This window comes from Planktothrix rubescens CCAP 1459/22 (genome assembly GCA_904830895.1).
GTDB classification, from domain to species: Bacteria; Cyanobacteriota; Cyanobacteriia; order Cyanobacteriales; family Microcoleaceae; genus Planktothrix; species Planktothrix agardhii.
In genome coordinates, this window is record LR882958.1 from 403333 (window position 1) to 418303 (window position 14971).

General features: G+C 41.1%; 10 protein-coding genes. 8 read left to right on the forward strand and 2 right to left on the reverse strand.

Annotated elements, in window-relative coordinates; genetic code table 11:
- Nucleotides 1-4: 4 nt before the first annotated feature.
- Nucleotides 5-322 carry a DMT family transporter gene (locus NMG86_RS01970; protein WP_026788447.1) on the reverse strand — a complete coding sequence of 106 codons (318 nt, stop codon included), beginning with the start codon at nt 320-322 and terminating at the stop codon, nt 5-7.
- Nucleotides 323-524: 202 nt separating this feature from the next.
- On the opposite strand from NMG86_RS01970, the gene NMG86_RS01975 reads away from it, so the two are divergent.
- A complete protein-coding gene (locus NMG86_RS01975) occupies nt 525-1364 on the forward strand; it encodes a spherulation-specific family 4 protein (protein ID WP_043938154.1) in 840 nt (279 codons plus the stop codon).
- On the opposite strand, the gene NMG86_RS01980 is transcribed toward NMG86_RS01975, so the two are convergent.
- The gene (locus tag NMG86_RS01980) at nt 1349-2470 is read right to left on the reverse strand and encodes a hypothetical protein (RefSeq protein ID WP_026788449.1); all 1122 of its coding nucleotides are present in this window, start codon (nt 2468-2470) and stop codon (nt 1349-1351) included. The two genes, NMG86_RS01975 and NMG86_RS01980, sit on opposite strands and share 16 nt — an antisense overlap.
- 307 nt (nt 2471-2777) lie before the next feature.
- Between NMG86_RS01980 and galE the strand changes: the two genes are divergently transcribed.
- The 7 genes from galE to NMG86_RS02015 all read left to right on the forward strand — a co-directional run bounded on the left by galE (nt 2778) and on the right by NMG86_RS02015 (nt 14945).
- Nucleotides 2778-4004, forward strand: coding sequence for a UDP-glucose 4-epimerase GalE (gene galE, locus NMG86_RS01985; protein WP_042155298.1), 1227 nt, complete (start codon nt 2778-2780; stop codon nt 4002-4004).
- 324 nt (nt 4005-4328) lie between these two features.
- Nucleotides 4329-5282: a hypothetical protein gene (locus NMG86_RS01990; protein WP_052338604.1), complete on the forward strand. Its 954-nt coding sequence runs from the start codon at nt 4329-4331 to the stop codon at nt 5280-5282.
- On the forward strand, nt 5248-8565 hold the full coding sequence (locus NMG86_RS01995; protein ID WP_158442278.1) for a polysaccharide deacetylase family protein: 3318 nt from the start codon (nt 5248-5250) through the stop codon (nt 8563-8565). The genes NMG86_RS01990 and NMG86_RS01995 overlap by 35 nt, the downstream gene beginning before the upstream one ends.
- Before the next feature lie 178 nt (nt 8566-8743).
- The gene (gene glmM, locus NMG86_RS02000) at nt 8744-10162 is read left to right on the forward strand and encodes a phosphoglucosamine mutase (RefSeq protein ID WP_026796895.1); all 1419 of its coding nucleotides are present in this window, start codon (nt 8744-8746) and stop codon (nt 10160-10162) included.
- Nucleotides 10163-10272: 110 nt separating this feature from the next.
- The gene (locus tag NMG86_RS02005; RefSeq protein WP_026796896.1) at nt 10273-11835 is read left to right on the forward strand and encodes an HlyD family secretion protein; all 1563 of its coding nucleotides are present in this window, start codon (nt 10273-10275) and stop codon (nt 11833-11835) included.
- A 37-nt stretch (nt 11836-11872) separates the two neighbouring features.
- Nucleotides 11873-13399, forward strand: a complete 1527-nt coding sequence (pelF, locus tag NMG86_RS02010; RefSeq protein ID WP_043938897.1) for a GT4 family glycosyltransferase PelF — start codon at nt 11873-11875, stop codon at nt 13397-13399.
- 4 nt (nt 13400-13403) lie between these two features.
- Nucleotides 13404-14945 (forward strand): MATE family efflux transporter, encoded by a 1542-nt coding sequence (locus NMG86_RS02015; RefSeq protein ID WP_026796898.1) that lies wholly within the window; start codon nt 13404-13406, stop codon nt 14943-14945.
- The last annotated feature ends 26 nt before the right edge of the window (nt 14946-14971 follow it).

Consider the following 14971-nt stretch of genomic DNA (forward strand, 5'->3'; position numbering starts at 1 on the left):
TAAATTAGGGAGAGGTCGCTTTTAAACCGATTAGGGAAACTACTAATAAACCCATGAAAAATAACCGCCCCAAACTAACGGGATCTTTAAAATAAATAATTCCCACAATTATCGTTCCTAATGCTCCAATTCCTGTCCAAACAGCGTAAGCAGTGCCGAGGGGAATGGTTTGCATAGCTTTACTTAAGAACCCAAAACTTAACGCTCCAAAGCCAATAAATGCCAAAATTGCCGGGAGTTTTGTCATTCCTTCTGAGAGTTTCAGAAAACTGGAAAATCCCAATTCAAATAACCCTGCTAAAATCAAATAAATCCAACCCATTTTTTTAACTCAACAAATTAGGGCTACCTATGTTCATCCCCTGAATATAATTAAAAGTATATCGTAGATCAGAAAATCTTAGAATGGGCAATATTAAAATCTGCGGAATATGGAATTGAAAGTTTCACCCAACTTGTTCTATAATTATGAAAGCGCGGTTGGAAAACACAAAAAACGGTTTACCCAAATATTTTTCACCAAAATGCTTAGTTTTAACGCCAAAATTAGCACCTTGACTGTGATATTTTTGTTGTCATCTTTATTAACAGTCTGTTCAGCCAAACAACCCGAACATCTGACCCAAATGCAACTGCTAATCCCCTTATATTCCTATCCAACTTGGTATAATTCCCAGACTTATTTTTGGCCGGAAGTTGTCAAAGCAGCCCAAAAAGTACCCGTTACAGCAGTGATTAATCCGAATAATGGCCCCGGTGGAAGTCCGCCCAATCAAGATTATGTCAAGGGTCTAAAGGATCTGAGTCAAGATAATATTACGATCTTAGGATATGTTGCTACTAACTATGGTAAGCGTGATATTCAGGAAGTCAAAAGCGATATTGATATTTATAGTAAATACTACAATCTTCAGGGCATTTTTTTCGATGAAGCCGCGAGTGGAGCGGATAAATTAGACTACTATCAAGAGATATATAACTATACCAAAGCTAAACCAAATTTAGATATCGTTGTACTGAATCAAGGAACTCATCCAGATGAAGGTTATCTGAGTAAACCCGCCGCAGATATCGCTATAATTTTCGAGAATTATTCTAAAGAATGGCCTAACTATCAACCTTCTCCCTATGTTAGTAATTATGATCCTAAACGTTTTTCTGGCTTAATTCATACCGTACCCGATGCAGCTACGATGAAAAGCCATATTGACAAAGCAGTGGAACGTAATATCGAATATATTTATATCACAGATGATAGCCCCGATAGTCCAGACAAAGACCCATGGAATAGCCTACCATCTTATTGGCAAGAAGAAGTCAATTATATTCAATCCTTAAATCAAAAAAATCAGAGTTCAAAATGACAAATTCTGAGTTGATCATCTTCATAATAGATAGAAGCACCAGAATTATGTTTTTGATAAAGTTTACATAATTTTAAAGCTTCAAATTCTAAACTGGTGCGCCCCGCCAAAGAACGATAATAGAAATAGGTTGGGTCTGATAAAATGGAGTTAGCAATGGCTAAATGTAAGTTCAAAGGATTAATAGCCAGAGGTTCTTTTTCCACAAATACAAATAAATCTGGTACCTCGTAGGGAAACTGAAAATCATCAAAAGTTACCTCCGTCAAATATTGTTTCACAAATTTGGCTAAATCTTCATGCCAACCCGCACGATAATTTTGAGCTAGTTGTTCCGGTGGGGCGACAATAATCCAACGTTTGAGCGGAAATCTTGTGCGAATTTCTAGGCTTTTACGAGCAGCGATTTCATGTTCCAAATAATTAATTTTAGCCGGGGGTGGTAGCAAGAAATTAAAGGCCAAACAAAATAGTAAAATCAAACAAACTATTTCCGAATTTCCTCTCAATACTGGGAATAGAAGCCAACTGATAAATAAAAATACTAGGCCAATGAGTAAACTGAGTCCCACAGGTAACGTAATCAGAAAAACTCGTAAAAAATCAAATTTTTCTGGAGAAAAAGCAAATAATAAAGCCAACAATAACCAAGAGATCGCAACCGCAGCCAATCCTAAAATCCGGCCCCCCATGACTCCTACTATTCCGATCAAGGCGAGAGTCAGTAATACAGGTGCCGCCATCGCCACCATTGCTAAACAACAACAGGTATCAAGTACCGCAGTTGGGCGCAATTTTCTGATATAAACCTTGGTAAAACAAGCCAGAGAAAGAACTAAAAACATCGCCGCAATTTCTTCATCACCCGTAGCCCACTGTCGAACTAGGGAAAAGTTCAAACTTCCGATCAAAGTTCCTAAAACTTGCTGATACCAGAGGGGTAACTGTTGAGAAATTTCTGGAGACCAGGTAAATAGATAGGCTCCTAAACTGAACATTCCCACCCAAGCAACGATATTCTTTTGAGTCAAAGTTTGCAGACTGTAACCGACACTCAAGACCAGCAAAAACCCAAACAGAGGTTGAAGAAACCGGAAAACCTGCATAGCATCGACAGTTAAATCAAGCCAAATTTTGATTTTTCATGAAACATTCATATAAGAACCCTTAATTCTTATTTTTCTTAAAGAATTGGTAAAGTTAGTCTGGGACTATTGCAATCTTCGGGTAGTATCAACCATGATTAGCTTAAGTAAATACACTGATGCGAACAAGTAGTCGGTTTAACTCAAGGTTAACTGTGAAAACCAGGAAAGAGTAAAGATATGTAAACACCTTTACAGTTCTTTACATAGCTGAGTTGATTCATTTACGACTACTTAACCACTTTTAAAAGTAAAGGAGGTATCTGTGATGCAAACAAGTAAAAAGATATTAGTCACTGGAGGAGCCGGTTATATTGGCTCCCATGTTGTCAAACAACTCGGAAGAGAAACCGATTACGAAATCGTAGTCTATGATAACCTCTCAACAGGCTCACCCAAAGCAGTGCTTTACGGGGAATTAGTCGTAGGGGATTTAGCAGACCTGCAAAAATTAGCTCAGGTCTTTGCCGAACATCAATTTGATGCGGTTCTACACTTTGCCGCCAGCATTTCAGTCCCCGAATCCACAGCCAATCCCCTAGCTTACTACGGAAACAACACCCGTAACACCTTAAACCTACTGCAATGCTGTGAAACATACGGAGTCAAAAAGCTAGTTTTTTCTAGTACCGCCGCAGTTTATGGAGAAACCGCCGAAAACCCGGTGCGGGAATCAACCCCCACCACACCCATCAATCCCTACGGTTACTCCAAACTGATGAGTGAACAGATGATTCAAGATTACAGTCGAGCATCTGGATTAAAGTACATAATTCTACGGTACTTCAACGTTGCCGGAGCCGACGACCATGGGCGCATTGGTCAAACCAACAAAAAAGCCAGTCATCTGCTGAAAGTCGCTTTAGATGCTGCCTTAAACCGACGGGAATCCGTGAGCATCTTCGGTACAGACTTTCCTACCCCCGATGGTACAGGCATTCGTGACTACATCCACGTCGAGGATTTAGCCGCTGCCCATATTGATGCCTTACGTTATCTCAAAAACGAGAATGAAAGCCACATTCTCAACTGTGGTTATGGTCAGGGGTACAGTGTCAAGGAAGTCTTAGCAAAAGTCACAGAAATGTCGGGACGACAATTCCCGGTGATTGAAATTGAACGACGAGCCGGAGACCCCGCCTGTGTGATTGCTTGTTCGGATAAAATTCGTCAGATTTTGGGTTGGAAACCTCAATTCAACAGTCTGGAGAAGATTGTGAGTAGTGCTCTGGCTTGGGAATTAAAATTAATGTATCCCGAAGAGCTAGTAAAAAAGATGCCCAAAACTCCCCCAGCTTTTGTTCTGGGTACAATCTTACTCCAAAAGCAATTTATTTCTCGGAATCAATTGCAAGTCGCCTTGCAAGAACAAGCTAATACAGGGAAAAAACTGGGGGAAATTCTGTTGCGGAAGTCTATGATTTCTGATCAAACTCTGCAAAACTGTTTGCAAGAACAATTCTATTTAAGACAACGTAACTTATTAGCCAGTTAATCAGAGCAATTTAGATAAAACCCATTTTTAAAAACCAGAGTCAAATTCCAATTATTTGTAAGCTAACCAGAGCAGTTTTGACAAAAACCCTTTTAAAAAACCAGAGTCAAATTAAAAAAGTTCAGCCAAAACTTCAATCAGTCATCAGTTAACAGTTATCAGTTAAGAAGTTTACAGTTTTTATTTAACAGTGCAACTTATTCCCTCTTTCTTTAATCAGATTGGGGGACGAGTTCCCTGCAAATTCACACCAGATGAATATGACTAATCTTTGATTAGTCACTCATTGAGTAGCCATTTTTTATCAAAAATATAGGAGTCATCATGACAAACCAATATGGAAATATTAACGTTGACGGAAATCTAACGGATTGGACACAGAATGATCGCTTAGATTCCATCTCAGGGACAGGGAAAGCCGGATATGAAATTTACGGCAAATATGAAGGAGATACTTATGTTTTTGCCTTCAAAGCCGATAGTACGACCATTGGTGCTAATACCACTTTATGGCTGAATACAGACCGGGATACTAAAACGGGTTATAAATTATGGGGGTCAACTTCAACAGTTGGAGCCGAATATAACGTCAATTTTGATAGTAATGGTATCCCGGCTCTTTACACTGGGGGTGAGGACGAAACTAATCCAAGAATTAAAGTTTCCGACCTCGATTATACCTTTGATCCCGACAAAAAAATCGTAGAATTTGCCGTTCCCGTCAGCCAATTACAAGGATCACCCAAAGCTGTTGATGCCTATATTGACATTAACAATACTGACTTTTTACCCGGGAGTTATGATACTCAAAAATATACGGTTTCAGCCCCAAAAGTTTTAATCCCAAGAACGGATCTGAGTAAAAAAATAGGCATCGTTTATTCAGACACCACCGCAGCCAAATTCTTTGATCCCAAAGCCTATACTCAACTTTTTCTGTCCGCCCAATCCCAAGCGATGCAGGCTGGAATTCCGTTTGATATTTTAAACGAGGATGATGTCACCGATATTACAAAACTGGTTAATTATGACACCTTAGTCTTTCCTTCCTTCCGCAACGTTCCCACCAGTAAACTGCAAGCCATTGAAAACACCTTATCAGATGCCGTTTATGACTATAAAATTGGGATTGTTGCCGCCGGAGATTTCCTCACCAACGACGAAAATGGTAATGCTTTACCCGGAGATTCCTATAGCCGGATGCGGAAACTCCTAGACCTGACCAGGGTTGATGGGGGGGCCGGTGAATGGGACTCTCACAGCCACAGATGTAACTAATCCAGTCATGAAAGGGTACGCCGCTAATGAGGCGATTCGTGACTATAGCAACATATCCTATAACACTTATGGCGACGGTGTAACAGACAATAAGCAACCCACCGTTGTCGCAGATTTAGTTGCCAATGGTACAAATAGCGAGGCAGTGATTACCACCCAAACCGGAGGCCGAAATGTTCACTTTGCCACGGAAGGATTTTTAGCCGATAGCAACCTACTTTGGCCAGCACTACAATGGTCTGCGAAAGGGACTGAACCCACGGTACGACTTAATATGAGCCGAGATCAAGGAATCTTTGTTTCTCGGAATGACATGGATCAGTCTCAGGAAACCTTTGACGTTAATAATGGAATTTACGATAAACTCCTGCCCATTTTAGACAAATGGAATAAGGACTATAATTTTGTCGGTTCCTACTATATCAATGTGGGCAATAATCCCCCAGACCAAACCACGGATTGGAACAAGTCTGGCCCCTACTACCAGCAGATGTTAGCCCAGGGTAACGAAATTGGTACCCACTCCTACACCCACCCGGAAGACACCAATGTTCTCACCCCCACCGACCTCGAATTTCAATTTAATCAATCCCAATCGGTGATTGAACAAAATTTAGGAATTAATGTGACTGGTGCAGCCATACCCGGAGCCCCGGAAGGATTCGCAGTCAGTCAAGAACTGAAAAAATACCTAGATTATGTCAGTGGGGGATATTCAGGAGTTGGTGCCGGGTATCCGAATGCCTTTGGCTTACCCTTTAAAGGAGAAGACTATGTTTATTTAGCTCCGAACATGAAGTTTGACTTCTCTTTAATTGAGTTTGAGAAAAAAACGGTACCCGAAGCAGAAGCTGTATGGAATCAAGAATATAACGACATTGCTAGTCACGCCGCCATGCCGATCTTCCACTGGCCTTGGCATGATTATGCCTCAACAACCGCCCCGGGCGCGGCACCTGGTTACACCGAGCAGATGTTTACCAATTTGATCGCTAAGGCTTATAATGCCGGGGCAGAATTTGTCACCGCCAACGATTTAAGCAATCGGATTAAAACATTTGAAAAAGCCAAAATATCTACATCAACTACAGAAAATACGATTACGGCTAAAGTCGAAGCCGCAACCAATACCGACGTCGGTACTTTTGGTTTAAATGTGGAAAAAGGTCAACAAATCCAAAGCGTTAGTAACTGGTACGCCTACGACGCAGACACGGTATTTTTACCAAAAGCCGGGGGCGAATTTACGATTAACTTAGGGACAACTCCCCAAGATGTGACTCGGATTATTGACCTACCCATGCGCTCAACATTGGAAAGTGTTACGGGCGACGGTCAGAATTTGGACTATACCTTTACCGGGGCGGGAACGGTCAAACTGGATTTGAAGATTCCCCAAGGTCAAGACGTAGTAACAACGGGTGCGGATAGTACCACCCTTAACGGCGATATTTTGGAGATGGTCTTCAAAAACGGAGGCTCCCATACTGCCAAGGTTAGCTTTGGTGTTGCACAAGATCAACCCCCCACGGTGATCAATCCTATTACTGATGTTACCGCCGAGGAAGATGATCCGAGCAAAACCATAGACTTAAGCAATGTCTTTGATGATGTTGATAACGATAAAAACCTGATTGTCAAAACCGTTACAACTAACAGTAACGAGACATTAGTTACTTCTAGTATTACCGACAATACTCTTACCTTAAACTATCTAAAAGATAAATCAGGTACGGCAGATATTACCGTAGAAGCGACATCCAATGGGCTAAAAGTAACGGACACCTTTACTGTCAATGTTAATTCTGTCGATGATGCTCCTACGGTTGTCAATCCCATTGCTGATGTTACCGCCGAGGAAGATGATCCCAGCAAAACCATAGACTTAAGCAATGTCTTTGATGATGTTGATAACGATAAAAACCTGATTGTCAAAACCGTTACAACTAACAGTAACGAGACATTAGTTACTTCTAGTATTACCGACAATACTCTTACCTTAAACTATCTAAAAGATAAATCAGGTACGGCAGATATTACTGTAGAAGCAACATCCAATGGTCAAACAGTAACGGACACCTTTACTGTCAATGTTAATTCTGTCGATGATGCCCCCACGGTGGCTAGCCCCATTGCTGACGTGACTGCTACTAAAAATGCACCGCAGTCTACTATTGATTTAGCCAATGTCTTTGATGATATTGACAACGATATCGCTGCCATTAATAAGACCGTATTAACTAACAGCAATACCGGATTAGTTACCCCCAGTATTTCTGGAAATACGCTGACGTTGAACTATTTGAACAATCAATTCGGTACAGCAAACATTACAGTTCAAGGTACATCTAATGGCAAAACCGTAGATGATACTTTTACTGTCAACGTCAATGACTCCGTGGTTACTAACCCCAATGATCCTGTAGTTACTAACCCCAATGCACCTTTCAACGTTATTAACGTCACCAGTGCCAATAATAATGTTACAGGAACTGCTGGTAATGATCAAATTAACGGTACTGCTGGGAATGAGACCCTGGCAGGAGCAAAAGGGAATGACATCCTCAATGGTGGAGATGGGAATGACATCCTCAAAGGTGGAGATGGGAATGACACTCTCAATGGCGATGGCGGAAATGACCAACTACAAGGTCAATTAGGCGACGACGGATTAAATGGAGGTATTGGTGACGATACCCTCAGTGGCGGTGCCGGTAGCGATACACTCAGTGGCGGTGCAGATAACGATTCACTCAAAGGGGACGCAGGTAACGACCTCCTCAATGGGGACGCAGGTAACGATTCACTCAGTGGGGGCGCAGATAACGATACCCTCAGTGGGGACGCAGGTAACGATAAACTCAATGGTGACGCAGGTAACGATAAACTCAACGGGGACGCCGGTAACGATACTCTCAATGGTGGAGACGGCGATGATACCCTAATTGGTGTCGATACCACAACATTTGGAAAAGGAGAAATTGATACTCTCATAGGGGGTCAGAACAAAGACCGCTTTGTATTAGGAGATTCAAGTCAAGCCTATTACAAGGATACTGGATCGGGTGATTATGCTCTGATTTCTGACTTCAAACTGAATGACGATACTATCCAACTGTACGGAAGTGCCTCAAATTATGAATTACAGACCAAATATAGTCTCGGTAGTAATACGGGCACCGCTATTTGGTTAACAACTTCCGGCTCTAAGGAATTGATTGCTATTGTTAAAGCGGATCAAACCCTCAATTTAACGAATAGTAATACTTTCAGTTTCGTTTAGCTGAATCAGGGGTTGTAAGTGTCTAGCGGGCATCTTGCCCGCAGGACAAACTTTTTTATCCTCAACCTCCACTGATCATTATTCAATCAAAAATTTTTTCATAATCAAGGCTAAATCATAGCCTGATCTGATCACTTTAAATACAACAAAACCACAATATTAACAAAGGATAAAAGTCATGTTTATATCCACGACTCACAGTATTATTGACCGTTTTCGTGTTAATTTACCCAAAACACCCCTATTTGGAACCGATGGGATTCGGGGAAAAGTCGGAGACCTTCTCACACCATCCCTAGCTCAACAAGTCGGATTTTGGACAGGGAAAATCCTACAAACTGAGAATCAGAGAAAAGGGCCTGTAATTATTGGGCAGGATTCTCGCAACTCCAGCAATCTGTTAGCCTCATCATTATCTGCGGGTTTAAGAGCCACCGGATTAGAGGTTTGGTATCTCGGTTTATGCCCCACTCCCACCGTCGCTTATCTAACTCACATTTCCGAGGCGATCGGTGGGGTAATGATTTCCGCCAGCCATAACCCCCCCGAAGATAATGGAATTAAAATATTTGGAGCCGATGGGACAAAGTTAACCACCGCCCTACAAAAACAGATCGAAACTGGCATCCGAGGAGCCGGGGGAAAAATTGGCTACGAACCCGAACATCCTGTCAAGTATGGATATCAACACGCTCGACCCGAATTATTAAATCAATATCTTCAGTCCCTACAAGACTCCCTACTCCCAACCGTCGATTTATCGGGTCTGCGGATTGTTTTAGATTTAGCCTGGGGCGCCGCCGTAAATCTAGCGCCCCAAGCCTTTGCCCAAATGGGAGCCGAAGTCATTTGTCTGCATAATCAAGCCGACGGTGATCGGATAAACGTCAACTGTGGCTCAACCCATCTCGCCCCCCTACAAGCCGCCGTGCGGGAAAATCAAGCGGATTTAGGTTTCGCCTTTGATGGAGATGCTGACCGAGTGATCGCCGTCGATGGTCAAGGTCGAGTAATTGATGGTGATTATATTCTTTACTTCTGGGGCAAAATGCTGCAACAACAGCAACAGTTACCCGGAAATACAATTGTTTCAACAGTAATGGCCAATCTAGGTTTTGAAATGGCCTGGAAACATTTAGGCGGGAAGTTGATCCGAACTGCGGTGGGCGATCAATACGTTCATGCAGAAATGATGCAAACTGGCGCGATGTTAGGGGGCGAACAGTCCGGTCATATTCTCTGTCGTCATTACGGTATTTCTGGAGATGGCTTGCTGACAGCATTGCATTTAACCGCCTTAGTCCAACGTTCGGGCTATTCCATGAGTCAACTCCGAGAACAAAGTTTTTCCACCTATCCTCAACTGTTAAAAAATCTGCGAGTAGAAGACCGGGAGCGGCGTTGTAACTGGCAACACTGTGAACCCTTACAAAAAGCGATCGCTAAAGCCGAAACAGCCATGGGAAATCAAGGTCGGATTTTAGTTCGGGCGTCTGGAACTGAACCCCTAATTCGGGTCATGGTCGAAGCAATTAATGCCGACATAGCCCATTATTGGTCTGAAAATTTGGTTTCAGCAGTTCAGCAATATCTGTAAAAGTAGGCAACACCGGAATAGGGAAAAGGGAACACCAGATAATACTCCCGATTCCCTAATTATTCAATTCTAATTTTTTTTAAACCCCTTCAAAACATCAGCAATCTACTATGGACTCCAGAATCCCTAATCAACCCTCTTCTTTTGAACAACCGCAAAAAGCTTCATTTTTTAAAACCGAAGCAATTTCCGGTTCCCACAGCAACTCTCCCTTCATCAACCTACCCAGCTTTTTAAATAAACCGTATCCTAAATCTGAAGTCGGTTTTGTCAATGAGGGGATGAATGGCGATAGATCCTGGCAACAATTGTTAGCTTTATTCATCATGGCTGTCAGTGTCACCGCCGGAGTTTATTTCGTGCGTTATCGTCTGCGGGAACCCCTACCGATTTTAACTAAATCAGAACAAAATCACCAAATTGGCAAAACAAAATTTACGGGAAAAATCCAACCTGGAAAGACATTTGCGATCGCTTCCTATTATTCATCCATCGTTGAAGATATCAAAGTAGAAATCGGCGATCAAATCCAATTCGGACAACCTTTATTAGTCTTAAAAAATATCGAAGCCGAACGGGAACTAAAACAAGCCAAAAAAGAACAACAAACCCTGCGCCGAGAAAGAAAAGTTGCCCGACAACAACAGCAAGCCTTGAAACAACAGCAGAAAATTGCTCAACAGCAACAGTTAGCGTCTTTAAAGCAAAAAGACATGGATTTGCAAGAACAACAAATGGGTCAACAACAGGAAATCCTCAAGTTAGAACAGAAAATCCAATATTTTGATCAAAATAGCGCCCCCCTACGGGCGAATGCCGCAGAAGCGGAAGCCGAACTCAAAATCGCCCAAAACCAGATGCAGCAAGTCCCATTACCTCAACGGCAAGATTCTGTGGAACGGTCTGAGGCTCTGTATCAAAAGGCTAAATCTTCCTATCAGCGTTACCTAGAATTGCGGGAACAAGGGGCAGTTTCCGAGGAAAAACTCGAAGAAATCGCAGCCGAAATGAAGGTAGCCCAGGCGGATCTCGACAGTGCGAAATCGGCGATTGCAGCTTCAGAAACCTTTACAGAAGCACAGACAAAACAATCTCAATTGCAAAGTCAATTGGAGGTTGATCAACAGCAACAAGAACTAACGGACATGAAAGCGAAGTTAAAATTGGCTCAGTTACAATACCAACAATTGACCGAACAACGTCAGATTGTTCAACAACAGTTGGCGGAATTGAGAGCTATAGAACTTCCATCTGAATCAATAGAAACTAACTGGTCAGACCCAGAAGAAACGTTGACAGAAATTAAAACGACAGAAGTAATTACAGCGACTCGCTCTGGAGTTATAGTGGATTTACCAGTGGCGGTTGGGAATCAAATTTTTGCCGGGACAAAGGTGGTAGATCTGGCGGAAATGGAAAATCTCAATGTAGAAATTCCCGTGAGTTCCCGTTTAATTAATGCTTTACATCTGGGTCAAAAGGCGATTGTCGAAATCGGCGGGGGAGGCAAAACCCAGGAATTTGAAGCTACGGTTGCGAGAATTAATCCTTTGCCTTCGGAAGACCTGAACCATCAAGTTATTTTACAGTTTAAAAATACTAAGAATGACTTGCTGGCGGGTCAGTTAGCCACAGTTTATTTCTCTGATCAGCAAAACTTAGGGGGAATCTAAATTATAATGACTATGCCGTAAAAAATTCATCCCTTCAATGAGCCGAAACCGCCCTTCTGTACTCTTGACCACTGAAGGTACTTATCCCTTCCACAAAGGCGGGGTGAGTACCTGGTGTCATGTCTTAACCCAAGAACTCCCAGAAATTGATTTTAAACTGTTTGCCATTGTTGCCAACCCTTACCTCCCCCTACGATATAACTTATCAGCCAATGTTAAACAAGTTGTAAAATTGCCTCTATGGGGAATAGATGACCCGGTTGAATATTCTTGGCATTCGCCTTTTTCTAATGCAATTAGAAGTAAATTTCAGACGACCCCAAAAGTTATCGCTACTCAATTTTTACCCCGGTTTGAGAAATTTATACAAGCTATTCTTTTTGAAGATTTAGACATCAATCAATTGGGCGAACTACTGTTAGATATTCATAAATACTTTCTGCATTATGACTACCATATAACCATGATGTCCGCCTCGGTCTGGTCAGTTTATCAACATTTAGCCTGTAGTAACTGGCAAATTGAATCGGAGCGCGTCGAACCAACAATTAATGAATTAGCTGAAGCGATCCGTTTACTTTATCGTTTTTTTCTGGCAATTAATATTCCGGTTCCTCACACAGATATCACCCATTCCTCAGCCGCGGCATTTTGTGGTTTACCCTGCGTGATTGCCAAATTGGAACGGGGAACACCCTATCTGTTAACTGAACATGGGATTAATATTCGTGAACAATATCTTAATCTTAACCGTAGTATTCCTTCGGTGTTTGTACGCCGATTTCTTTATAAAGTTGTGGAAGCTGTGGTCAGACTTAACTATCATTTTGCCGATCAAGTTTCACCAGTTTGTGAATATAATGCTCGTTGGGAAAAATGGTGGGGAGTACCTCCTGAAAATATAAAAGTTATCTATAATGGTGCAGACCCTGAACAATTTCATCCCACACCCCCAGTGCAAAAAGAACGCCCCCAGGTGATGAATATGGGTTTAATTTTTCCCTTAAAAGGTCAGTTAGATTTAATTGAAGCTGCTGCAATTGTGCGGGATAAAATTCCCAATGTGGAATTTCGTTTTTATGGCAAAGCATCCGATGAGGGATATTATGCCGAATGTTTAAGACGGGTAGAAAAATATGGGATTGAAAAAAATATTAACTTTGCGGGTTTTACCAGCGAACCTTGGCGTGCTTATAGTGAAGCTGATGTGGTAGCCATGTCTAGTATTTCGGAAGGGTTTCCCTATGCTGTGATTGAGGCAATGTTGTCTGGTGCTACGATTGTTTCTACTGACGTCGGGGGAGTCAGTGAAGCCCTGGGAGATACGGGGTTAATGGTCAAAGCTGGTCGCCCCCCAGAGTTAGCCGCTGCCATTCTCAAGTTATTAGAATTACCGGAAACTGAACGTCGCCAATTTGGTCAACGGGCTTGCGATCGCGCCTTGGATTTATTTACTCAAAGGCGGTTCTTAGATTTACATTTAGAGAGTTATTATCGACTCATAAATCAACCTGTTTTCGATTTAGAAAACCAGCTACAGGAAGTGGAAGTTTTGAAACATTAAAATTATGATTAATCCCGATGAAAAGCTACAAGAATTAATTAAGGCTGTCCAAGAAATTAGTCCTCATTTAGCTAACTATTGGCAAGCCACTGCTATTATTGAATCCCTCGGTTATACAGATAGAATTATCAGAGTAGAATTTGGTTTTGATAATGCTAGGGATTTGGGTCAGTATGTTTATGAATATTTGAACAATGCACCCGTTTCTCCAAAACCAACAAAAAAAGATGATGTTTGGAAAACAATATCATATCAAATTTTAACTTTTATTAATGAATTTTCTCAAAGTTTTGTTTATGCCCTGCCGTTGATTATGATGTTAGCAATGGAATATCTTGGTATTGGAGACAAAAAGCAGGTAATATCACCGGAATTAGCTTCACTTTTTACAATAGTAACCATGGCTAGTCTAACCACAGCAGGTGGATTCGTGCAAATGATTAGTCGCCGAGGTCTATTCTACATGACATTAGGTGAAATTCATCAAGCCCAACGAGTTTCTACTTCCCTATTATCCTTGGGAATTATTACAACTATTTTTCTGGGATTCTTCGGCCTATGGTTTGGATTTTATCGAAGCTTATTTGCCGATAATTATATCATCATTGCTGTATTTTACTACCTGTTACTCAGCATTTTATGGATGTTTTTAGCCGTTCTTTCCATTCTATCCCGATGGAGCGGGCCATTAGTTTTAATTGGGTTAAGTGTATTGTTTCTGTTTTTAAGATTACAGTTGGGTTTAGGCACATTAATCGCACAAATATGGGCAATGTTTGTCGGCTTATTAGTGGTTATTGGATTGGTTTTATTTTGGTTTATTAAACATAAAAATACGGATACTGGTTCTCCCGTTCAATTACCTCGCCTCAGTGCGGTAGTATATTTAATGTCTCCTTATTTTGGCTATGGATTAGCCTATTTTAGTTTTATTTTTGCTGACCGTATTGTGGCGGGTTTAACCATTAATCCTGCTTCTGGGTTACTGTTTGCTATAGATCTGAAATATCAAAAAGGCATGGATTTAGCCTTGCTAAATTTCTTAATATTAGTGCCATTAGTGCAGTATTTGGGATATATATTTATTAGTTATTGGTATAGTAAATCTAAAATTTTAACAGTTCATAATTTAGCTAAATTTTCCTCTAGGTTATTTTTCCTTTATCGGTTAGCAATTATCATGGCAATAATATTTTTTGGGCTATCGGTTTTTCTGACTGTGGGTATTCTTAGACCCGACAATTGGACACAACCAGAAATAATGCAAGCACTATGGGGCTGTTTAGGCTATTTTTTCTTTGTTCTGGGTTTATTTAATGGATTAATTTTATTTAGTTTAAATCAAGGTTTTGCTATTTTTAGAACATTAATTATTGCTTTGCTTGTGAATATTGTAGTCGGTTACACTTTAGCCCATACAATTTCCGTTTTTTTTACTGTTTTTGGTTTAATAGCAGGTGGATTTGTATTTATGATTTTATCGGGAAAAAAAGTTTTTAAAGCTCTTAAAAAACCTGATTATGCTTATTATTTGGGTGGCTATTAAGTCTATAATAATCCTAGGTAGAACTT